The sequence below is a fragment of the Methanoregula sp. UBA64 genome (assembly GCF_002502735.1).
GTDB lineage: Archaea > Halobacteriota > Methanomicrobia > Methanomicrobiales > Methanospirillaceae > Methanoregula.
Window position 1 is genome coordinate 1,388 of record NZ_DAQC01000010.1, and the last position, 22,613, is coordinate 24,000.

Here is a 22,613-nt window from a genome sequence, read left to right on the forward strand (position 1 = left end):
CTTCCCAGATCGACTTGTAGCAGCCGTTGCAGACCAGTGCAATGTCGGTCTTCATCTGCTCGGCAAGCACGAGGTTCCGTGCTGCCATTGCATAGAAGACGTTCATATCGATGGAACCGAATGCACCGGGTGCCGGGCAGCAGCTTGCTCCCTTGAGGGGAACGAGGTCGATACCGAGCTTCTTGCATCCCTTGATTGCCGCGGATTCGACACCGGGGTACCGGTTCGGTGCGATACAACCGAGGTATAATGCGAATGTGTGGTTAGCCTTTGATTCGGACATGCTCACTTATCCCTCCCGTTCCTTGATGATGCGGTCTGCATTTTCCTTGAGGTGGTAGTGGTCAAGGATCTTGCGGATACCGGGCATGTACTCGGGGTACATATGGGTGGTTGGCGGGTCACGGGTCAGACCGAGTTTCTCACGGGCTGCACGGTTGACATCGTTGTTCGGGACACCGTGGCCTGATGCATAGATCGCCGTCACGGTCTTGAGGAAGTTCACCGGCACGATATCGTGGGTGAATGCCATATTCCTCATCGACATGATAACATCGGTCGGTGCGATATCACGCGGGCACCGGTCGGTGCAGCTGTAACAGGTGGTGCACAGCCAGAGATCCGGGTCGGTCAGTGCTTCCATCTCGAGGCCGAGCACTGCTCTCCTCATGAACTTCCTGATGCGGTAGGTGCTCCTGGGTGCCGACGGGCACGAGCCGGTGCAGGTGCCGCACTGGTAACACATATGGGCAATCGTGCGTGAAGTTGCCTCGACCCTCTTGATAAAGTCGGGGGTTGAGTCTTCACGGTAAAACCGCTGATCTTTCAGTTTCTTTTCCAGCGCTTCCGGGTAACCTTTTGTTCTTGCCATGTTGCTCCCTCACGCCTTCTCCATCATTTTTATATTGACCTGTCCGGGTACGGATTCCTTTACCTCAGAGGTCCTCGCGGTGCAGAGCTTCTCTTTGATCCTCTTAAAGAGGTCGGTCTCTTTACCCTTTACGCGGATACCTGTCCTGTGGAGAACGATGATATCCTCACCCGGGCAGGCGTTCACGCAGGCCCCGCAGAGGATACAGAAATCCTTGTTGACTGCGATGGTGGGCTCGATCTGGTGCTTCATGTCCGCTGCCGGCTTCTCGGCGGGGAGATAGATGGCGTTTGCCGGGCAGATCTCTGCACAGGTAGAGCAGCCGCCGGGGCACTTCTCGGCGTGGAATTCGATGTCGCCCTCGAAGATCTTCTCGACGGTAATTGCCTCTGACGGACAGTTTATGGCGCACCATCTGCAGGTGCAGCAGTTGTCCTTCTCAATCGTGACCTTGCCGGCAACCTTGTCGGAGATGACTTCGCGTTCGACGGTGATGGCGTCCGTGGGACATGCCTCGACACAGATCTTGCAGGCATTGCACTTTGCCTCGTCCCAGATTACATCGCCTTCGACCTTGCCGCTTTCAGCGGTGAATTCCTTGTGCTTGACAACCAGTGCCGGGCAGAGTGCACCGCACAGGCCACACACCGTGCACTTCTCTTTGTCCACGGTAAAAGTCGTCTTGGTCTTGATAGCCGTGTGGCGTTCCTTGCCTCCGGCAACCGGTCCCTTGTAGGTTCCCTCAAAGGCGGGGACATCCCGGTCGATGGCGTCGCGGGGACAGACCTCTTCGCAGGTCGTGCACCGGACACACTTCTCGTCATCGATCTCTGCCTTCATATCATACTGGGGGAATCCTTCCTTCTCAAGGATCGGGAGTCTTTCCTGATTATCGACCTTTAATGTCAATGCATTGAAGGGGCACATGATAACGCAGACACCGCAGTACGAGCACTTGGTCTCGTCTACATCGATGGGTGCTGCGTAATTGATGGCTCCCCGACGGGTTGCACCGACAAGTCCAAGGACGATTGCCTCCTCAGGACATGCTTCGGCACAGATACCGCATCCCGTGCAGGTCTCTGAGTTGAGAATCAGGTTGTTCACGTTCTGGAGGAGACGCTGCTCCATCACAACGTTGACACCATCCCTCTTTTTTGAAAACTTTGGAAACAATGCCATGAAATACCCTCACGCTGTTCGTCTATTGCACCTTTGCCTTAAGCCCTGGTTTCCCAGAGCCCTGTCAGACTGATACTATCATGCGGATACGCCCGGATACGCCCACCATCCCCGGCCGGTGCCGGATTACCGGTGAAATATCCTGAAACATCCACAGGACATGCAACAACACAATTACTACAGCTGGTACCCGGTCCCCGCGCATTATGTACTGCACATGCCATGGATTCACGCACCAGCTATGATCGATTCCAAAATCGATTATCAAGAGAGTGGTGGAAGAATCTAGATAAATGTTCTGAAACTGATCGCGGCAGGGGAGGACTATTATTATTTTATTAAAATTGTTCTTTATATGCGGGGGAGGGTAGTTAATAAAAAACAGTAAACTTTGCCGGAATATCCGGCTGCGCTGCCGGGGAGGGTGGTTTTTGGGAATAAATAAGAACATTTATTCGGTAGTAATCATGGTACTTTTGGTATACCAGAGGTTATGTTATCATGGAAATCAACGGCGTAACAATCGATGATACCTACGCAGAGGCATTCCCGACCTGGGTCTGCCGGGTGATAATTACTGCAGTGACCAAGGACTGGGCTTTAAAGGCTGCAACGGAAGCTACCGGGTTTGCAACCTCGGCAATCGGCTGCCCCTGTGAAGCGGGTATCGAATCGGTCCTTTCCGGCAGCGAGACCCCCGACGGAAGACCGGGCGTTGCTATCCTCATCTGTGCAAGCAAGAAGAAGCTCAAGGAGCAGGTTGTGGAACGCCTTGCGGAATGTGTCCTGACTGCACCGACAACTGCTGTCTTTAACGGTATTACCGAGGCAGAAGAGAAGATCCCGGTAAAACTGCACTTCTTTGGCGACGGGTACGAGTACCAGAAGGAAGTCGGCGGCCGGAAGTGCTGGGCCATCCCGATCATGAACGGGGAATATATCGGCGAGGAAGAGTTCGGTATCGTGAAGGGCGTTGCCGGCGGCAACTTCTTTATCATGGGCGAGAACCAGATGGCAGCCCTTACCGCAGCCCAGGCAGCATCCGATGCGATTGCCGATGTCAGGGGCGTTATCACGAGCTTCCCCGGCGGCGTTGTGGCGAGCGGTTCGAAGGTTGGCAGCCTGAAGTACAAGTTCATGGTTGCCACGACAAACGAGAAGTACTGCCCGACACTCCGCGAGAAAGTGGCAGACACCAAGGTGCCGGCCGGTGTCAGGGCAGTGTACGAGATTGTCATCGATGGTGTCGATGAGAAGAGCGTTGCAGCAGCTATGGGCGCCGGTATCAAGGCAGCCGTGCATGTCCCGGGCGTTAAGTTCATCTCGGCCGGGAACTTTGGCGGAAACCTCGGCCCCTTTAAGCTCGAACTCAAGAACGTTATCTGATCACTCCCCCATTTTTCGCTCTTTTTTTGTGCAAAAATCACTGCAGTCACAGGATCCTATAAATAATTTTATTGCCGAATTACTTGTTAACGAAAATTTCGGCGATAACAATGATCACACTTACACCCGAAGATGTGAAAGAGCGGTTCGGGCCGCTGTTTTCCCGGAAGTTCCTGGTAATGGTGGATGAAAAGGCCGGTCTTGCCGAGATCATCGAGCAGTGCCAGGCCCGGGGTACGATCGAATGGGATGCCATGAACCGACGCCGGGCCGGCGGGGCTGTTGCCTCGTGTGCCGTTGAAGGCAGCACGATGACGATCCATGCCCGCCTTGGCCGGCATGTGGTTACCTTCGGGCCGGCAGCCGATACCATCGGCGGCCAGGCGCTCGAAGGGGTCGAAGTGAATGGCGATGAGGCGATCACCTCCTGGGAAGGCATAGCCGGAGCCGGGGTCGGTATCGCTGCATGCCTGCCCCAGGCACCGGGCGTTCTCCGGGCAGAATACCCCTCGGAAGAGGATCTCAAGGTTGGCGGGGCCCGTACCAACCATGTCAGGATCATTTCGCCAAAGTACGAGAAGGTCTCGTTTGGTATCGACGATACGGACACAAAGGCCGAGGGTGCAACCTGGGTGATGGCCTTGAAGTGTGCCGAGGCCTGCCATATCGCGGGCGTGGAATTTTTAAACATGCGCCTTGTCCAGCTCAACCCGAAGGTCCCGAACAAGACGACAAACTGTGTTGGTTCGGCGTTGAACTTTGCCGCCCGGCCACAGAGTATCCCGGCATTACGGGAATTCGTCTGTTCCTTTGTTGAAAAACAGACCGTCTCAAATGATACCGGCATCGCGTTTCTGCGTGGGATCGGGATGGAGAAGGAATCGCCGTATCTCAAGGCCATCAAGACCGAGATCCTGACCGTTGACCACGCCGAAAAGGAAGCACAGCGGCTCGGGATCGAATTCCTCGATAAGAACGGGAGGAAGGGAAGGATCGGGGCGCTCGGTGCCGTGCTCTGGGCAAACCGGGGAATCGAAGCCGCGGGTCTGTATGGCGAGCATCTCTGATCCCTATATCATCCGGTACCCGCAGATCGTGGCGGTGGCCGACAGGACCGGCGAAAGGGTCGAACTTGTCGAGTTCTTCGATTGCGTGGGCGGGGCCATGTGGACCCAGCACCACTATGCACAAAGCCCGCTTGTCGAAAATGTCCGGTGCGTGGGAGCAACCAGCCGATACCTGCTGAAGCCGGGTACGGTCGATCTTGCCCTCCAGGGCTCACGGTTCCCGGCCGGTATCTCCGGCGTATCGGTAACAGAAAACGAGATCGCGGTCACCTATATCGGTATGGGAGGCGGCGGAGTCGGGGCCACCTCGTGCCGTGCTGCGGCAAAGGGAGTACTGCGGGAACACTCGGATCCCTCCGGCGGGGGAAAGGTTGCCGCCGCCACGCTCTGGCTCCCCCGAAGGGAGCGTGTGCTGATCGGTGTCGACGATACCGATACGAGCGAGGCGGGCGCCACCTGGACGCTCGTACATAATATTGCAAAGGCCGTGGAAGACGAGAAGTCGGTGTATCTTTCCCACACTATCGTACAGCTCTTCCCGGTCGCATACCGGACCAAGAACTGCGTGAGCCTTGTCGCCGAGTTTGCGACAACCGAACCCGACCTCCTCGTGGAAAAATTCCGCCGGCTGCTCGAAAAGTACACCCTTTCGGAAAAGACCGGGATGGCAGTCTATACCGGTTTCTCCCCGTCCCCCGCGCTTCTTGACTACGGCCGCCGGGTAAAGCGGGGAGAGGTCGGGCCCGACCTGGTCCACAACCTCGCCGATCCCTCCTTAACGATCGTCATGAACGGCCGGGGGATCACCGGTGCCGTGGCTGCCCTGCCGTTTTATACCCGGTACGAGGAGGCGCTCGAGTTATGCAGTGGAACGAATTAAAAGCCCGGCTGCTCTCTGCCGGATCAGCCCGGATCAGCGGCGAACCGGCTGATGAATATATTGCAACGTCCAGCGCCGGCCCGGGGGCCGGGGGCAGAGGTTCGGTCTTCTTTGCCATGGGCAGCCACCGGGTCAAGCTGTCGCTTAACCCCTCATCACCTGTCGAGATTGTCCACCGGGGCGATGGTGTTGCCGATCTCTGTTTTGCGGGAACGCAGATCCCGGGCCGGCTGGCCCGGCCGGGCCTCCACTGCCCGGACCAGGCATTTATCACCGTGACAGAGAGCTGCATCTTCTCCTGCAAATACTGCTCTGTTCCCCGTCTTGCCGGAAAGCGCAAGAGCATCGAGGAGATTGTCGGCCTTGTCGATTCCGTAAAAGACCGGATCAGTGCCATCTCGCTCACGAGCGGCGTTGCGGGAAGTGTTGAGGACGAAGAGGCGTACGTCTGCGGTGTGATAAAGAACCTCACCCGGTTTGGCCTGCCCATAGGTGTCTCGATCTACCCGACAAAAAAGACCCCGGACCACCTGCATGCCCTCGGGGTCGTGGAAGTGAAGTTCAATATCGAGGCTGCGACTCCGAAGTTGTTTGAAGAGACCTGTCCCGGCCTTGATTACGCTACGATCTGGCAGGCACTGGATCGGTCCGTGGAGCTCTTCGGGAAGGGCAGGGTCTTTTCCAATCTGATCATCGGCCTGGGTGAAACCGATGCCGAACTCGCTGCATGCATCGAGAAACTCGTTGCCCGCGGGGTGGTCCCGGTGCTCCGCCCGCTCAACCCGGTTGCAGGGTTTGCCGGCATACCCCGCCCGTCACCGGAACGCATCAGAGCCGCATATCTTGTCCACAGCAGGGCGCTTGCCGCTGCGGGGATCGATCCCCTCGTGGCACAAACGATGTGCACGAACTGCGCCGGCTGCGACCTTGTTCCGGGGAGGGACTAGATGAAGGGCACACAGGCTCTTGCTGAAGCGCTGCGTGCCGCTACCGACCGGGTTTATACCGTGCCCGGCTATCCCGTCACCGAACTCGGGGAGCTTGCCGGTGCCGAGATGGTGATTAACGAGAAGACTGCGCTCGAGTATGCCCTTGGTGATTCCCTGTCCGGGCGGCGGGCAGCGGTTATTGTGAAGAATGTCGGGGTAAATGCCTGTGCCGATCCGCTCTGCGAGGCGACCGTGCAGGGCCTTGTCGGGGGCGTAATCCTTGTTGCCGGTGACGACCCAAAAGCAAAGGGCTCCCAGACCGCCCAGGACTCCCGGTATTACGGGGAGCTTGCCGAGATCCCGGTAATAGAGCCAGATGAGTCGTCCTGGTATGCCGGGGTCGAGGCAGCACTTGCAGCATCGGAATCATTCTCCCGGGTTGCCATGATCCGGCTCACGCCGGAAGTGCTGGAATCAGAGGCGAACGGACACCCCCTCCCCCGGGGTGACCTGAAAGGCCGGCTCGCCGATCCGGGATGGACCGTGCACGGCCGGGTAATGGCGGCTGCCTCTCTCTTCCGATCCATGCAGGACTGGTCCACGTCCTCGCCCCTCAACCGCTGGACGGAGGGATCGATCGGGGCCGGCCCGGCGCCCGGCGCGGGCAGGGTCGTTACGGTCTACCCGCCGCCTGCCCGCCTCGCAGGAGCCGGGATACACGAGTACGGCCGGCCGTTTGTCCGCGATCACCGTGCAGCGACCCTGCCGGACGATCCGGGACAGCCGGAGTCGCGGAAAGGGAGGGGGTATTACCGGACCTTCTGCCGGGAATGCCCGTTCCGACCGCTTCTTGCCCTTCTCAAATCCCGTGAGATGCAGGCAGTCTGCGATGCCGGCTGCTCCGTGTACGGGCTCAACCCCCCCTATGAGATCGGGGTCGCCAGCTACGGCATGGGGTCGAGCATTGCCGTTGCCGCCCGGAGTACCCGTGTTGCCCTTATCGGGGACTACGGCCTGCTCCATTCCGGCCTGCCCTCCCTGATCGACGTGTATGAAAAGAGACTTCCGCTCCTGTGCATCGTGATGAAGAACCACTGTGCAGCAATGACCGGCCGGCAGCCCGCCTTCGATCCCGTCCCCTACCTGGACTGGGCTCTCCCCGTCATCTGCCGTGCGGAAGATGAATCCCGCCTTCGTGAGGTTATCCGCCCTGCGGACAAACCGACTACGATCGTGGTAGAAGCAAACTGCCCGAAGGGGGCCCGTTATGAAACCGTGGAATGTTGAGATCTGTGACGTAACCTTACGTGACGGGGAGCAGACACCCGGCGTGTCGTTCTCCTGCGAAGAGAAGACGGATATCGCAAACACCCTCGATGCCATCGGCATCGAAGTGATCGAGGCCGGGTTCCCGGCCGTTTCGACGAGCGAAAAGCAGTGCGTGAAAGCCATCGCAAACCTCGGGCTCGACGCCCGGATCTGCGGTTTTGCCCGGGCACGCGAGCCGGATATCATGGACGCCGTAGACTGCGGCGTGGACATGGTCTCCATCTTCATTCCCACCTCAGAACTCCACGTTCGGCTCAAGTTCAAAAAACCCCGCGAAGCGGTACTCGAAGATGCCCTCAAAATGATCGATTTTGCCCACGATCACGGCGTCCAGGTGCGGTTTGCGGCCGAGGACGCCTCCCGTACCGATCTCCCCTTCTTAAAGGAGGTGTACCGGAGGGCGGCCGACCACGGGGCCGTCCTGCTCAGCTTTGCCGACACGGTGGGCTGCCTGATCCCCAACGAGATGCGCACGATCATGACCGATCTTGTTGCATCGGTCGATACCCCGTTCTGCGCCCACTGCCACAACGACATGGGCTGTGCGGTTGCAAACACCATCACGGCGGCACAGGCCGGCGCTTTCCAGCTCCATACCACGGTAAACGGCATCGGCGAGCGCTCGGGCAATGCCTCTTTAGAGGAGGTGCTTGTGATCCTCCGTCAGAAAGGGGGCATCGACCGGTATGACCTCTCGCACCTGTCCGCACTCTCCCACAAGGTGGAGAAGTACTCCGGCATTGCTCTCCCGAGAAACAAGCCGGTCACCGGCGAACTGGCCTTCTCGCACGAGAGCGGCATCCACATCGCCGCCATCCTCCAGGACCCGGAAACCTACGAGTACTTCCCGCCGGACCTTGTCGGGGGGGAGCGGCATTTCATCCTCGGCAAGCATACCGGGAGAAAGGCGCTCGAACACGTGGTGGCAACGCTCGGGTACGAGCTTACCGAACCGCAGATCTGCCGTGTCCTCGACCTCGTCAAGGACTATTCCGAGCAGAAGTGCAGTATCACCCCGGAGATCCTCAAAAAACTGATCCGGCGGGCACAGGCGGAGACGCCGGTATGAGCACGCTCTCGGAACGGATCCTCGGCGCCCCTGCAGGGGATTATGTTGACCGGAAGGTGGACCGGGCGTATGCCCATGACGGTACAGGAGTCCTTGCCCTTGAAGCGTGGAGACGGATGGGAAAGGACAGGCTCGGCAAAGAGACCCGGTACTCCATCCAGTTCGACCACATCGCACCGGCAAACAACAGCACGACTGCAACTCTCCAGCACGAACTCAGGGAGTTTGCCCGCGAGAAGTCCATGCGGTTCTCCGAGGTCGGTTGCGGTATCTGCCACCAGATTATGTGCGAGGACGAGATCCTGCCCGGGGAGATCGTGGTGGGTGCCGATTCCCACAGCGTTACCGGCGGGGCATTCGGGGCGTTTGCCACCGGCGTCGGTGCAACCGACATGGCTGCCATCTGGCTCACCGGGGAGACATGGTTTAAAGTCCCGTCATCGGCCGCAATCCACATCACCGGGAAATTATCGGGAGCTGCCGAGGCAAAGGATCTCGCGCTTGCCTATGTGGGAAAACTCGGCACCGATGGGGCCACAAACCAGGCACTCGAATTTGTCGGCGAAGGCGCACACTCGCTTTCCATGGACGAACGGTTCGTTCTTTCCAATCTCTCGGTCGAGGCCGGGGCAAAGGCCGGGCTCTTCTATGCCGACGATGTCACGGTCCGCTATCTCCGGGAACAGGGCCGGGCCGGGACCGTGCAGGCTCCCGAACCCTGCACTTACTGCCGGGAACTCGACTTCGATCTTGCCGATATCGTCCCGCTGGTCGCGGTCCCCCACCGGGTGGATACGGTCCGGCCGGTCGGCGATCTCGCCGGGACGCCCCTCGACCAGGTCTTTGTCGGGACCTGCACGAACGGGAGGTACTCCGATCTTGCCCGGTTTGCCCGGTGGGTAAAGGGAAAGAAGGTTGCCGTGCGCACCATCGTGGTTCCCGCTTCGGCAGCGGTCTTAAAAAAGGCGATCCGGACCGGGGTGCTCGCCGATATTGTCGAAGCGGGCTGCACGGTCGGGACGCCCGGCTGCGGCCCCTGCCTCGGGTACCATATGGGGGTGCTCGGCGAGGGCGAGGTCTGCCTTTCGACCGCGAACCGGAACTTCAAAAACCGGATGGGCGTCGGCGGCGAGATCTACCTTGGCTCCGTTGCAACGGCAGCGGCAAGCGCTATAAAAGGCGAGATCGCCTCACCGGAGGCGGCATAATGCAGGGAAAGGGAACGGCAGTCTGCCTGCCTGCCGATATCGACACCGACATCGTCATCGCCGGGCGGTACCTGAGGACGAAAGACCGGAGCATCTGGGCAACCCATATCTTCGAGGACCTCGACCCGGGGATCGCCCCGCGGCTCAACGGCGCCGTGATCGTTGCCGGGAAGAACTTCGGGTGCGGGTCGTCCCGCGAACAGGCAGCCATCGCCCTCCGCGAGGCAGGCGTTGTTGCGGTGATCGCTCCCTCATTTGCCCGGATCTTTTTCCGGAACGCGATCAACATCGGCCTGCCGCTCATCGAGTGCGACCTCTCCTGCGAAGAAGGAAGCGGGGTTGCCTTCGATCTGACCGAAGGGTGGGTCGAAAACAACGGCAAACGCCGGCAGATCCGGCCGCTCTCGGCACGGATGCAGGATATCCTCAAAGCCGGCGGCCTGGTGGAATACTGGAGGGATCACCCGTGATCTTTCCCGAGCACTGCAAGTACGTGGGGTATGCAACGACAAAGCCCTGCGGCGACCGGGTCTATGCCCTCAGCCGGTACCTCGTGCGGGAGACGCCGGAAGGGCCCGAACTCATCGAGATCGTCCCCGACCCGGCCCAGGATACCGTGATGCGGGATATCCGCCTCTCCCGGGTCCTTGCTGCACCGGACGAGGTGTACCGGTATCCCGGGAAGGTCCAGATCCATGACCGGGCCCGGCTGGTCCGGCTTGCAGCAGAAAGCGGGTACCGCTGCACGGTCTTTACGAGCCTCGAAGAGAACATGACCTTTGTCCTCGATCCCGATCTCTCGGAGTTTTTAACGATACATGTCTACGACGTGATCCCGCCCCGGCCCACCCTCTCGGCCGGTATAACGGAACTGGAGGCAGCCGGGCTTTTCGGGGAGCTTTCGGTCTGTTTCGAGCACCATGTGAGGGACATTGCCGGGATACCTGCCGATCTCTATCCCTGCCGGGCAGCCGGGTTTTCCCGGACGCTGGATGCCGACCCCCTGCACGGCGGCGAGCGGGTGGCCGGGTGTATGACGGCATCGCAGCTCTGCACGGAATGCTATGGTAAGGATTTCACGCTGGAGAACATCTGCCCTCTCGAACAGGTTGACCGGGAACCGTTTATCGCCCGGTGCTGCCGGTCCGAGCGCGAAGGAATCCGTACCTGGAACGGGAAGTTCGGGGTCGTTGTCCACTGGGGTGCAAGCCCGGCAAAGATTGCCCGGTCCGTGCAGGAACTGGTTGGCCGGTGGAGGGACCAGTGACGCGGATTGCCGTTGTCGAAGGCGACGGGATCGGTCGCGAGGTGATCCCGGTTGCACAAAAGGCGCTCTTTTTGCTCCACCCCGAGTACGAGTACTTCCCGGTCGACGTGGGATACGGGCGGTGGGAAGAGACCGGCTGTCCCTGCGGGGATACCGATATTGCGGCCTTAAAGACCGCCGATGCGGTCCTTTTTGGGGCGATAACAACCCCCCCGGTGAAGGACTACCAGAGCGTTGTCCTCCGGATCAGAAAGGCGCTCGACCTGTACGCAAACCTGCGGCCGGTGAAAGGCACCGGGTTCGATATCATGATCGTGCGGGAGAATACCGAGGGGCTGTACTCAGGGATCGAGGAACGGGGCCCGGACCGGGCAACCACGCTCCGGGTGGTGACCCGGGCGGGAACCGAACGGATCGCCCGGGCCGCCATCCGGTGTGCACAGCAGCGGCAGGGGCGTCTCACCATCGGGCACAAGGCAAACGTGCTCAAGTCCGATGTCTTCTTCCGCGATATCTGCGCCGAAGAGGCCAAAAAGGCCGGCGTGCCGTATAACGAAAAGTTCATCGACGCCCTCGGTCTTGACGTCCTCCAGCACCCGCAGGCGTACGATGTGATCGTGACCACGAACATCTTCGGGGATATCCTCTCCGACGTTGCCTCGTACCTGGTCGGGGGACTGGGCCTTGTCCCGAGCGCAAATATCGGCGACCGGTACGCCCTGTTCGAGCCGGTCCACGGGAGCGCTCCCGATATTGCGGGAAAAGACATCGCAAACCCCGTCGCTGCCCTGCGGAGCGCTGCAATGCTCCTCGCCCACCTCGGGGATACCGGGGGTGCCGGCCGGATCGAATCTGCCATTCAGCACGTGCTCGCGTCAGGCATAAAGACCCGGGACCTCGGCGGATCGGCCGGCACCCGGGCGTTCGGCAACGCGGTGCTGGCCCTGCTGGAAACGGGGCAGTCCGGCTGCTGATAGTACCTTTAAAAAAAACCAAAAAAGAACTTTTTTTATGTCATCCCGGGAGTCCCCGGGGCGTTATGGAATCTGCTGCAAGGTGGAGCAGGTACCCGAGTGCAAGAGCGGAGAGCACAAACGCCACGGTTTTTTGCGGCACTTCCGGCAGGAGCCAGAGGAGTGCCAGTCCGAAGAAAGCCGCCCCGGCCCCTTTGAGTACCGTTTTACTGTGGAAGAAGCCCCGGTGCCGGGAGCTTGTGGCCGGTTCGAGCAGGTCCGGGAGGACCGAGCCGGCAAGTGCGGCAAAAAGCCCGAAGACCAGCGTCCCCCGGGGTATCTCCTGCAAAAAGTGTCCCAGGTACGCATAGCTGCAGAACGCCAGCAGGCCGATCGCAAGATGCACTCCCCGTCTCATCCCGGATTTTTCTCTAAACCGGCTGGGATAAGGGATCGGCCGTGCACGGTGAAAGTGCTCCCGGCCTGGCGCCGGGCTGCGACCTACGGCATACACCTGTTCTTCCCCTGGAATATTCCTGTATCCCCTGTCGTAAACCGCACGATCGCCGGGTTTAGCATAAACCCGTATGCGGTTTATTTGCAGGGAATATGCGGGATCTCCCCGTTTTGGCACAAATTATGCACAAGGGGCTGCTCCGCTGTTCCCCACGAGAGCATTCCTGCCGAGGGATACCGGCAGGTACGGGCATCGTGCAACAATGCCGGAAAAGCAAAAGAGCTCAGATTACCACGCGGTAGCCTGCACGGGAGAATACATCCCTTACCCACCGTTCCCATGCAGCCTCATCGAGGATATCGGTGCCTGTTACTTCCGTATCCCAGAGTTCATGAAGGGCGGGGTCCAGGGAGGAAAAGGTGCGCGAGCCATCCCGGACCCTCCCGAGGTGCCGGCCGCTGTTGTCAAGGATAAGGACCCGGAAGCACCCGTACTGCCGGCAGAGCCCGGGCCGGGTGGCATGGACCGTGCAAAAGGCCCGTTTGTCCCGGAACCGGAGGAACGGGCAGGCCATGGGGTGCGATCGGGTACTATCCTGCGAGGAAAAGAGGTCTGCCTTATCCGGGTCGAGGGTTACGGTCCGCTCTTCCCCGGTAACCGGGAACCGGATCCGGTAGGTCCCGGGCCCGGTCTGCTCTTCGATTTCGATGATATCCCCCATATACCTGCAGCATTCACCGCACTGCTGACACCGGAAGACCACGTCAGGTTCGCCTTCGTCCTGTATCGATCATAGGCTGGAAATGGCATTAAGGTGACGAAACAACTCCCGAACTCTTCCGGAGGTTCCCGCAACCGGAATCCGGTGTTTTTTCCAGGTCCTTTAAGGGACTCTGGTCAGGATATGCAGCGGGGGGGCAGGGGGTACCCCCCCGCCCCGTTTAACCTGAAAGGGGGCTCACCCCCCCACCCCTCTTTTTTTCAGGAGGGGGTCACCCCCCCATAGTTCCCGGGCCGTAAACAGGTGCCTGGTGTAAAACCTTCGTCGGAACGGGGCGATCGTTGTGCGGTCAAGTGGGGGAGGGGGGTGGGGGTACCCCCCCACCCTGTTTGACCTGAGAGGGGGGATCACCCCCTCCCCCCAGTGCCGGCCCGGGTGGGGGGTACCCTCCCCCCATGCAAGTGTCTGCCGGATTTATTGGTATCCGACCGTGCCGGGCGATCATTATGATGGGGGCTGATGCCCCCATACCCCCGCAAGTGAGGAGTGCCGCCGCCCCCGACGGGGCGCCCCCGCGGCGGATCAGTGATGGAAAACGCATCTTAATTCGTTCCCTGCCCCACGATGTCCCGGCGGGGTCATGGGATAGAGAGTCCATATATGAGGGTATAGACAAAATCACAGGTCAAAATTAACGATACTTAATTTGGAAAGTAGAGACCTAGTCAATATCGATTATAATAATACTCGCGTATTATACAGCTTAAAATCAAAATGTGTATATATAAAAACGAACTCCCATTACAACATGGACTTTATCGATCAGATTAAAACTCATGCAAAAACTATTCAGAACCTAAAAGAAAAAATTCAAACCGAAGAGGGTACGAAAAATGCCCTAATTATGCCATTTATCACAATTTTGGGCTATAATGTTTTTGATCCGGATGAAGTAAATCCCGAATATGTTGCAGATGTCGGAACAAAAAAAGGTGAAAAGGTTGATTATGCAATTTTAAAAGACGGAAAACCCTGTATTTTGATTGAATGTAAGGCTATTAATTCCGATTTGAATAAAGAACAGGCATCGCAATTATATCGATATTTTTCTGTAACTCCTGCGAGAATCGGCATACTTACAAATGGGATAATTTATCGCTTTTTTACTGACCTTGAAAAAGAAAATACAATGGATGTCAAACCATTTTTGGAAATTAATTTGTTAGATATCAAAGAACCATTAATTGAGCAGCTTAAAAATTATACAAAACAGGGTCTTAATCTCGATGAACTTCACGATACTGCAACTCAATTGAAATACACTAAAGAAATTATTCAGATTGCCAACAAAGAATTTTCTGAACCGTCTGAAGATTTTGTCAAGTTTTTTGCACAACAGGTTTACCCCAGAAAACTAACTCAAAAAGCACTTGAAAATTTCTCTGCGATAACCAAAGAATCGTTAGACCAATTTTTATCTGAAAAAATTAATGAGCGATTAAAGTCCGCCATGAAACCTGAACCCTCTAAAACACCAGATGTGCAATCTCCTGAAAACAAACCCGTTGTAGAACCGACAGATGTGATTGTAACAACTGAAGAAGAGTGGGAGGGTTACTATTTCGTCAAAGCAATTTTACACGATGTGATTGACCCTTCAAAAATTGTGATTCGGGATGCAAAATCATATTGCGCGATACTATATGAGAACAATAATCGCAGACCGATTTGTCGGTTATATTTTGACGGCAAACAAAAGTATGTGGGGGTCTTTAACAACAAAGATCGTGAAGAGACCAAGATTCCCATATCCAGTCTACAGGACATATTCACCTTGGGAGATCAATTAAAAGCAACTGTCGCAATGTATCAGATTCCTGCACCAAAAACTCCACAAGCGCCCCAATAACCAATTTTACTTTTTTCCCTGACAATTAATTGCTAAAACTATCATTATCTCCAAGTGTCATATCGGGATTGTCAGCACCGTGGGTCCATTCGCCCATTTTCTTTTAATATATCCCTTTGTCCCATCAGATCATTTCCGTAACCTATACAACCAATCCGGTGCGATTACTGTGGTTAGGAGTGAGAAGGCACGGATATAGGTACCATCTGGGCGGCGGCAGCGATCCCGATCCTGATCCTCATTGCCCGTATTGCCGAGGCAAGCCTTGAATCGGTCAGGACGATCTATATCAGCAAGGGGCACGCGAACCTCGCCGCATATGTCGGGATCGTCAAGACCGGTATCTGGCTTATTTCCACCGGGCTCGTGCTTACGAACCTCACCCAGTACTGGAACCTCTTTGCCTACCTTGCAGGGTACGGTATCGGCACGGTGCTCGGCATGGCAATCGAGAACCTCATCTCGATCGGGTACGTGATCGTCCGGCTCATCACCCCCGCCGACCCGCAGCCCATCATGGCCCGGCTCTCCACGCTCGGCTACGGCATGACCCGGATCGAGGGGACCGGGAGTTTTTCCGGGACCGTGAGCATCATCTTCATGATCGTCCCAAGAAAAGAACTCTCCCGGCTGCTTGCCATATTCTCAAAGGAATACCCCGACATCCTCTACACCATCGAGGATGTGAGAAACATCCGGGACGGGGCACGGATCTTCTATAAGGACCCCAAACGCCGGATCCTCAGTTTCTTCGGCATGTAACCCTCCGTTGTCACGACCGGAGGGTCTATTGCCCCCTGCTCCCTAGATCGCACGTATACGCGGGAAAGGGAGTGCAGGTTACGACACCAGAAACAACAAAAGACACCACCGGCACCATCCCGGTGTTTAACCTCGGGACCGACCGGGTGGAGTACGTTGAAAAGATCGTGAGGACCGATGCCGAATGGCAGGCGATCCTTACCCCGGAACGGTATGCCGTGGCCCGCAAACAGGAGACGGAATATCCCTTCACCGGCAAATACCACGACTGTAAGGAACCGGGCATGTACCGCTGTGCCTGCTGCGGCACGGCGCTCTTCTCATCGGAAGACAAGTTCGATTCCGGCACCGGCTGGCCGAGTTTTACCTCCCCGGTCTCCCCGCTCAATATCCGGACCGGCCGGGACCTCTCGCACGGCATGGACCGCACCGAAGTGCTCTGCGCCCGCTGCGGGGCGCACCTGGGCCATGTCTTTGACGACGGGCCCCTGCCGGCGGGCAAACGCTACTGCATGAACTCGGCAGCGCTCTCGTTCTGCCGGATGCCTGCGGAACAGTGTCCGGACTAACCCCCCGGATCGGCTGCCGGACAGGGGGGGCCGGATATTCCGACGAGGGTTTATGGCAGATCCCGCCCCAGTCTGTACCGTATTTCATGGATCTCCTCACCAGCCTCCTTGTCGGGATCGGGCTTGCGATGGACTGTTTTGCGGTCTCGCTTGCGATTGGAACCTCGGTACGATCGAACCTTGCAAAGACCGCGCTCGTGATCGCTGCAAGTTTTGGGATCTTCCAGGCCGCCATGACCGTGGCCGGCTGGGGTATCGGGGCTACCCTCTATACGGAGATCTCCGCATACGGCCCCGGTATCGCCTTCCTCCTCCTTGCCGTCATCGGGGCAAAGATGATCTACGACGGGATCCGCGGGGAGAGCGAATCGCCCCTGGCAAACCTTGCGGTCCTTCCGGTCCTTATCCTCTCGGTTGCAACGAGCATCGATGCTCTCGCCGTGGGGGTATCCCTGGGGGTCATCGGGAGCGCGGTAATCGTACCGGCGGTGGTGATCGGCCTTGTCAGTTTCGCCTTTGCGGTCACCGGGGTCCTCTGCGGGATGCGCCTTGAGAAGATCCTCGGGCACCGGACCGAGATCCTCGGCGGGGCGATCCTTGTGGCGATCGGCATTAGGATCCTCACGGGGTCCGTCCTCCTGTGAGGGTTTTTAAAACCCCCCCGACCGTGGCATTCATGTAGTAGTCCGGACGAAACTCTGGTGAACGTCAATGGAAAAGAAAGACGATATTGCCGGGATAGAACGGATCATCGGGTACCATTTTTTCGAACCCCAGCACCTGATCCGGGCCCTTACGCACCCGGCCTATGCAAACGAGCTGATCCAGCAGAACCGGATCTGCCTTACCCAGGAAGCCTACAGCACCCTCGGCGATGCGGTCTTAAAGACGAGCCTGATTTTGTTTTTGATGGAAAAAGGCATCCAGGACAAGGGCACGATCACGCAGGTCAAAGAGCAGCTCGAGGATAACGCCTCCCTTGCCCGGATCGGCCACCGCATGAAGATAAAACGGTTTATCCGGCTCGGTCACGGGGCAAAGGATCTCTGGCGGTCCGGGGAAGACACGATCTTAGCGGACACGATGGAAGCGATCATCGGCGCAATCTTTTTGGACAGCGATGCCGGCCTCGGCGTTGTCCGCCAGTGCATCGGGGCCTGGTTCGAACCCGAGCTCGCCCGGGTCCGGCGGGACGAGCTCCCCAAAAAGAAAGAGAAGATCAAACCTCGTCCTTTCTCGACTTCCAGACGTGCAGCACCCAGAGGAACGAAGCGGCCGTCGCCACAACGGTCGAGGTAGCGAGGAGCGGAATATACCACCACTGCGATCCCATCTGGCCTCCCATGACCCCGCTGCCGGCAATGGTTGCGATCGTGTTCGGGACTAAAAATGCCGTGCCGAGCACCGTCAGGTAGGCGGTGACGAGCGCAAACCGGTTGTTGAGGCTCTGGAGCTGGTTGTTGTAGATGCTCTGCATCACTTCGAGGCCCGATGCGAGCACGTTTGACATCTGCTCGGAGAGCTCGATGTGGCGCTCGATATTGTCGGAGAGGATCCCGATCCTCCCGAGCAGTTTCTCGTCGTTGGTGATCAGGTCGGCGTCCCCGTACTGGAGCGAATTTATCACGTCTTTTGTCGCCCAGAGCACGTTTAGGTAATCGATCAAAACGTGCTTCATCCGGTAGATCCGGTGGGCAATCTGGCGTTTTGCCACTTCCTCTTCGATGAGCGACTTGCTGATCGCATCCCCGTGCGCCTCGATCTCCCGGAGGTACTCGAAGTTCCGGTCATTGTTCTCGTCGATGATCCGTTCGAGCATCAGGGTGATCTTGTCGCAGGTGCACATCGAGCTGATACGCTTGAAAAACGGCTGGGCGTACCGCGAGAACCGGAGCAGGCGGTTGATATCCTCGGAGTGGACGGTTAGGATGAAGTTCTCCCGGATTAAGACAAAGAGCGGGTGGACCGTCATCTGGTCGTTTTTCATTGTCACGGAAGGGAGCATGATCCCGAGCTCCGTGTCGTAATCCTCGTATGCCGAGTAAAAACCGGTGGAGAGCTTGGGGATCGGGAGCTTGGTGAACCCGGCTACCTGGGCGATCTGCTCGATTGCCTGTGCATCGTCCGTGGTGCTGTAATCGATCCAGGCGATGCTTGCCGCCGGGATTGCTGCGAGGTACTCCTCCAGCGGCCGGTTGATGATCCGGTCGATCCTGCCGTCTTTGGTGAGGGTGATGCAGAAGTTTAAGGGGGCGGCTGCCGATGCGGCCGCTGCCTGTTTTGATGAGGTGGTTTCCGGTTCCTGCGGGATCGGGGGTGTGTCCATCATATCGGTCTCACCTTTCTTTCTGTGGCAGTGTGTCCTGACCTGTGCGTTAGCTGATATTGCCCGGGGGAGCGTATAAACGTAGCCGCACGCGTGGCCCGGCACACGCTACCGTCAGCTCTATCGTCCGGCAGGAGAGATCTCCGGCCACACCCTCGGGGAAGCAGAGGTCACGACACTGTTTACGCGGCAGGGGTTTTGTCATCCCGCCCGGTCTCCCGGACAGAGACGATGAACAGGACGCAGATAAGAAGGGCGATGACGCAGCTGGCACCGAACCCTGCGCTGTATCCTGCGGCGGTGACGATAATCCCGGTGATGACGGGGCCTGCGGTCTGGCCGATGTCCATGATCGAGGAGAGTGCCCCCATGGACGCTCCCAACTGCTCTTTTCGCGCAACGTCAGCGACATAGGCGCTCGTTGCGACCGTGGAAAGCGACATGCCCGCGCCAAAGACGGCGCTCACGACAAGGAACCCGGCAAAGGAGCCGGCAAGGGTGAGCGCTGCGGCAGCGATCCCGGTAACGGCGAGCCCGAGAACGATCTGGATCCTCTTGTCGACCCGGTCGGCGATCCTGCCAAAGAAGGGCTTGGTTGCGGCTATCACCACGACCTGCACGGCAAAGATGATCCCGGTCTGGTACGCCCCGATCCCGAGGCCGAAGAGGTAGAGGGGGAGGAAGGTCTCGACTGCCCCGAACGCGAAATAGGTTGCCATGTCCGCGAGGGCCGTGCCCCGGAGCCTGCGGTTGGCAAAGAACGTGACAAAACTCTCGCGGAATGCGGAGAACGGCAGGGTGTTTAGGGGGAGGGACTTTTCTTCCTTGTAGAGCAGTGTCATAATAAAGACCGGCACGGCGGCAAGGAAGGCGACGATATAGACCGCCCGGTAGGGCACGAGCCCCGGGTACAGGATGAAATATGAGATGATGGCCCCGCCGGCAAGCGGTGCGAGGGTCCGGCCGATAAGCGTTGCCGAGGAGTACTGCCCGAGCATCTCGCCTTTCGTGTCCGGGAACCGCTCGGCGATCACCGCGGAGATGACCGGCCCGAGGATGGCAGTTGCCGTCCCGTGGAAGAACCGGACCGGGATGAGCCAGACCGGTTCGGTGATAAAGAGGTAGAGGACGGGAGCGATGAGGAATACCGCACCTGAGAGGACAAGCAGCCGCCGGCGCCCGATATGGTCCGAGATCACCCCGACCGGAAACGAGAAGAGGATCCCGGCAAGCGGGGAGAAGGCCGCAATGAGGCCGATCACGGCGCTGTCCGCCCCAATCGCGTTCGAGAAGAGGGGGAGCACCGGGTTTTTGGAGATCGTTGTCGAGAAGATGGCAAAGAACCCGAGCAGGGAGAGGTAATACATCATCCGCCGTTCTGGCGTGAATGCAAAACGGCCGGACCAGCCCGGGAAGTTCATGGATACCTGTGAGATGATCTGTCTGCCGGGCTCATAAGCGTGACCCCCCGGGAACTGTTGTGAAGGGGATCCAAAAGAACCCGGGCTCTAAAAAACAGGCACACTCCGGAGGGGATTACGGCCGGGGCTGCTGCTGGGTGGCGCAGTGGAATGTCCCGGAGCCTTCGACCATTGCCCGGGCGTCGACACCGACGACTTCCCTCCCCGGGAAGAGTTTTCTTAGGATGGCCAGGGCCTTTTCGTCGTTCGGATCGTTAAAGACCGGCACGACCACGACGGTTGTCCCGATATAGAAGTTGGTGTAACTGGCCGGGTAGCGCTCGCCGTCGAAAACCACCGGGGCTGGCATCGGGAGTTTTACCACCGTGAGCGGATTGTTCTCCTGGTCGGTTGCTTTCTGGAGGATCTCGTAGTTCTCGTGCAGGGCTGCGTAGTTCTCGTCGCCCGTGTTCTCCTCGTACGCACAGACCACGGTCGTGGGCGAGACAAACCGTGCAACATCGTCCACGTGGCCGTCGGTATCGTCCCCCGCGATCCCCCGGTTCAGCCAGAGGATCTTTGTGGCCCCGAGGTATTCACGGAGATAACTCTCGATATCGTCCTTGGAGAGCGAGGGGTTGCGGTTTTTGTTTAAGAGGCAGGACCGGGTGGTCAGGATCGTGCCGCGGCCGTTCGTGTCGATCGAGCCTCCTTCGAGGATGATGCCCGGGGAGAAGACCGGGAGATCGAGCCAGCGGTTCATGTCGCCCGGCACACGGCCGTCGGCGATCTGGTCCTCGTACTTTTCGCCCCAGGCATTGAAGTTCCACCGGACCAGGGCCGCTTTTTTGAGGGCGGGGTTGGTGACAAAGGTCGGGCCGTAGTCCCGTATCCAGACATCCGAGTAGGAGATTGTCCTGATGGTGACCCGGTCGAGCTCCACGCCCGCGGCCCGGAGCCGGGCTTTGACCATCCGGTTGGTCATGGGGTTTGGGACAAAGAGCTCGACATGTTCCGAGAGGGTGATTGCCGCGATGAACCGGACATACCCGTCCTCGACCTCTTTTAGGTGCGGGAAGGTGTTCTTGTTGTGCGGCCACGAGAGCCAGACTGCGTCGTGGGGCTCCCATTCGGCGGGCATGAAGTACCCCAGTTTCCGCGGGGTGTCCCCTTTCCGCGGGATCGGTGCGGTTGCGTCGTGCTCCGGCACCCGCGAACAGACCGAGGTATAGGTATCCGGCCGGCGGTTCCGGAAGAACCCCCAGGAGTCCCGGATGGCGGCGTTCATGCTGATGTCGATGGTCGCCATGACCGTCTCGTCGCCCTCCCCGGCGTGGCCGAGGATCTTCCCGAACGCATCGCAGACAAACGATCCGCCGAAGAACCGGATATTGCCCTCCGTTCCGGCCCGGTTGACCGCGGCGACATGCACGCTGTTTGCGATCGCATGGCTGCGCTGGATCAGCTCCCAGGCCTCCTGCCAGTCGCCCTCCCCGGGCGGGTTCTCGCAGAGGTTCCCGATTGCCGTCGGGTAAAAGATGATGTCCGCACCGTCGAGGGCAACCGAGCGGGCCGCCTCGGGGAACCACTGGTCGTAGCAGATCAAAACGGCGATCCGGCCGTACCGGGTATCGTGCACGGCATAGTGCTCCCCGGGATAGAAGTAGCATTTCTCAAAGAACCCCGGGTCCTCGGGGATATGGATCTTGTAATACGGGGCGTGAAGGCTGCCGTCGGCGTCGATGACAACCGCAGCGTTCCGGAACTTCCCGTCGTCGCCTGTCGTAAATACCGGGACGATGATGACCGCCTCGTACTGGCGTGCGAGCCGGGCAAACGCCTGCGTGGACTCTCCCGGTATGGCCTCGGCTAATGCCGGGTCGGGTTTTCCAATCTGCTGGGGGAAGTACCGGGAACGAAAGAGCTCCGGCAGGCAGACGATCTTTGCCCCGTCCTGTAATGCACGTTCGACACGCCCGAGTGCCTTTGCGAGGTTCTCTTTGGGGTCCGGCCCAATCTCCATCTGGACGAGGGCCAGGCTCAGTGTCGGACTGTCCATGTGCATCATGCTCCTTGCTTCTAGAGCGTTATTGCTCCATCAATATCATGCTTCGCAAAGATGGCTAATCTGGGCAGGGGAGAGGAAACGGGGGGAAGAATTCGGGAATTAGTGAGAGCTCCGGCGGTGACGGGGAAAGAATGGAAAAAACCGGGGTAAAAAAGGAAAAGGGTCCTTACCGGGGTTTGAACCTCCTGGTGTAAACAAAGTACCCGAGCGCGGCAAGAATAACAATAACGATCGTGGCGATACCGGGCATGCCCAGCACA

The 22,613-nt window shown here is 58.5% G+C and carries 23 protein-coding genes; 15 read left to right on the forward strand and 8 right to left on the reverse strand.

Going from position 1 to position 22,613, the window contains the following annotated elements:
• From BP758_RS11995 to BP758_RS12005, 3 genes are all read right to left on the reverse strand, one after another.
• A partial coding sequence (locus BP758_RS11995; RefSeq protein ID WP_292371118.1) for a heterodisulfide reductase-related iron-sulfur binding cluster occupies positions 1-283 on the reverse strand: 283 nt, incomplete at its 3' end.
• Between the two features lie 6 nt (positions 284-289).
• Positions 290-871, reverse strand: coding sequence for a CoB--CoM heterodisulfide reductase subunit C (hdrC, locus tag BP758_RS12000; RefSeq protein WP_292371119.1), 582 nt, complete (start codon positions 869-871; stop codon positions 290-292).
• 9 nt (positions 872-880) lie between these two features.
• Positions 881-2,053 carry a 4Fe-4S binding protein gene (locus BP758_RS12005; RefSeq protein ID WP_292371120.1) on the reverse strand — a complete coding sequence of 391 codons (1,173 nt, stop codon included), beginning with the start codon at positions 2,051-2,053 and terminating at the stop codon, positions 881-883.
• Between the two features lie 501 nt (positions 2,054-2,554).
• Here BP758_RS12005 and fhcD point away from each other — a divergent pair.
• From fhcD to BP758_RS12055, 10 genes are all read left to right on the forward strand, one after another.
• Entirely contained in the window at positions 2,555-3,439 is an 885-nt protein-coding gene (gene fhcD, locus BP758_RS12010; protein WP_292371121.1) for a formylmethanofuran--tetrahydromethanopterin N-formyltransferase, read from the forward strand.
• Positions 3,440-3,549: 110 nt separating this feature from the next.
• Complete coding sequence (locus tag BP758_RS12015; protein ID WP_292371122.1) at positions 3,550-4,506, forward strand: tRNA(Ile2) 2-agmatinylcytidine synthetase; 957 nt, start codon at positions 3,550-3,552, stop codon at positions 4,504-4,506.
• Entirely contained in the window at positions 4,490-5,386 is an 897-nt protein-coding gene (gene mmp11, locus BP758_RS12020; protein ID WP_292371123.1) for a methanogenesis marker protein 11, read from the forward strand. The genes BP758_RS12015 and mmp11 overlap by 17 nt, the downstream gene beginning before the upstream one ends.
• A complete protein-coding gene (locus BP758_RS12025; protein WP_292371124.1) occupies positions 5,368-6,333 on the forward strand; it encodes a radical SAM protein in 966 nt (321 codons plus the stop codon). Before mmp11 ends, BP758_RS12025 begins: the two co-directional genes overlap by 19 nt.
• A complete protein-coding gene (locus BP758_RS12030) occupies positions 6,334-7,602 on the forward strand; it encodes a thiamine pyrophosphate-dependent enzyme (RefSeq protein WP_292371125.1) in 1,269 nt (422 codons plus the stop codon). It abuts the gene before it with no gap.
• Positions 7,583-8,713, forward strand: coding sequence for a homocitrate synthase family protein (locus tag BP758_RS12035; protein WP_292371126.1), 1,131 nt, complete (start codon positions 7,583-7,585; stop codon positions 8,711-8,713). The genes BP758_RS12030 and BP758_RS12035 overlap by 20 nt, the downstream gene beginning before the upstream one ends.
• A complete protein-coding gene (locus BP758_RS12040) occupies positions 8,710-9,921 on the forward strand; it encodes an aconitase/3-isopropylmalate dehydratase large subunit family protein (RefSeq protein WP_292371127.1) in 1,212 nt (403 codons plus the stop codon). The genes BP758_RS12035 and BP758_RS12040 overlap by 4 nt, the downstream gene beginning before the upstream one ends.
• The gene (locus BP758_RS12045) at positions 9,921-10,391 is read left to right on the forward strand and encodes a 3-isopropylmalate dehydratase (RefSeq protein WP_292371128.1); all 471 of its coding nucleotides are present in this window, start codon (positions 9,921-9,923) and stop codon (positions 10,389-10,391) included. Before BP758_RS12040 ends, BP758_RS12045 begins: the two co-directional genes overlap by 1 nt.
• Positions 10,388-11,188 carry a DUF7714 family protein gene (locus tag BP758_RS12050; protein WP_292371129.1) on the forward strand — a complete coding sequence of 267 codons (801 nt, stop codon included), beginning with the start codon at positions 10,388-10,390 and terminating at the stop codon, positions 11,186-11,188. The genes BP758_RS12045 and BP758_RS12050 overlap by 4 nt, the downstream gene beginning before the upstream one ends.
• The gene (locus tag BP758_RS12055) at positions 11,185-12,162 is read left to right on the forward strand and encodes an isocitrate/isopropylmalate dehydrogenase family protein (RefSeq protein ID WP_292371130.1); all 978 of its coding nucleotides are present in this window, start codon (positions 11,185-11,187) and stop codon (positions 12,160-12,162) included. The genes BP758_RS12050 and BP758_RS12055 overlap by 4 nt, the downstream gene beginning before the upstream one ends.
• A gap of 40 nt (positions 12,163-12,202) precedes the next feature.
• Here the strand turns inward: BP758_RS12055 and BP758_RS12060 are convergent, their stop codons facing one another.
• Positions 12,203-12,559 carry a metal-dependent hydrolase gene (locus tag BP758_RS12060; RefSeq protein WP_292371131.1) on the reverse strand — a complete coding sequence of 119 codons (357 nt, stop codon included), beginning with the start codon at positions 12,557-12,559 and terminating at the stop codon, positions 12,203-12,205.
• A gap of 322 nt (positions 12,560-12,881) precedes the next feature.
• A complete protein-coding gene (locus BP758_RS12065; RefSeq protein ID WP_292371132.1) occupies positions 12,882-13,361 on the reverse strand; it encodes a YkgJ family cysteine cluster protein in 480 nt (159 codons plus the stop codon).
• A gap of 766 nt (positions 13,362-14,127) precedes the next feature.
• On the opposite strand from BP758_RS12065, the gene BP758_RS12070 reads away from it, so the two are divergent.
• The 5 genes from BP758_RS12070 (at position 14,128) to BP758_RS12090 (ending at position 17,858) form a co-directional block, all read left to right on the forward strand.
• Positions 14,128-15,228, forward strand: a complete 1,101-nt coding sequence (locus BP758_RS12070; RefSeq protein ID WP_292371133.1) for a type I restriction endonuclease — start codon at positions 14,128-14,130, stop codon at positions 15,226-15,228.
• Between the two features lie 282 nt (positions 15,229-15,510).
• Positions 15,511-15,990 carry a DUF5698 domain-containing protein gene (locus BP758_RS12075; protein WP_292371140.1) on the forward strand — a complete coding sequence of 160 codons (480 nt, stop codon included), beginning with the start codon at positions 15,511-15,513 and terminating at the stop codon, positions 15,988-15,990.
• Positions 15,991-16,061: 71 nt separating this feature from the next.
• Positions 16,062-16,559: a peptide-methionine (R)-S-oxide reductase MsrB gene (gene msrB / locus BP758_RS12080; protein WP_292371134.1), complete on the forward strand. Its 498-nt coding sequence runs from the start codon at positions 16,062-16,064 to the stop codon at positions 16,557-16,559.
• 86 nt (positions 16,560-16,645) lie between these two features.
• Complete coding sequence (locus BP758_RS12085) at positions 16,646-17,203, forward strand: manganese efflux pump MntP family protein (protein ID WP_292371135.1); 558 nt, start codon at positions 16,646-16,648, stop codon at positions 17,201-17,203.
• 67 nt (positions 17,204-17,270) lie between these two features.
• On the forward strand, positions 17,271-17,858 hold the full coding sequence (locus BP758_RS12090; protein WP_292371136.1) for a ribonuclease III domain-containing protein: 588 nt from the start codon (positions 17,271-17,273) through the stop codon (positions 17,856-17,858).
• Here BP758_RS12090 and BP758_RS12095 read toward each other — a convergent pair.
• The 3 genes from BP758_RS12095 to BP758_RS12105 form a co-directional block, all read right to left on the reverse strand.
• Positions 17,779-18,888, reverse strand: a complete 1,110-nt coding sequence (locus tag BP758_RS12095) for a CorA family divalent cation transporter (RefSeq protein WP_292371137.1) — start codon at positions 18,886-18,888, stop codon at positions 17,779-17,781. The genes BP758_RS12090 and BP758_RS12095 overlap by 80 nt on opposite strands.
• 179 nt (positions 18,889-19,067) lie before the next feature.
• Entirely contained in the window at positions 19,068-20,306 is a 1,239-nt protein-coding gene (locus tag BP758_RS12100) for an MFS transporter (RefSeq protein WP_292371138.1), read from the reverse strand.
• 115 nt (positions 20,307-20,421) lie between these two features.
• Entirely contained in the window at positions 20,422-22,344 is a 1,923-nt protein-coding gene (locus BP758_RS12105; RefSeq protein WP_292371139.1) for an agmatine deiminase family protein, read from the reverse strand.
• Positions 22,345-22,613: the final 269 nt, after the last annotated feature.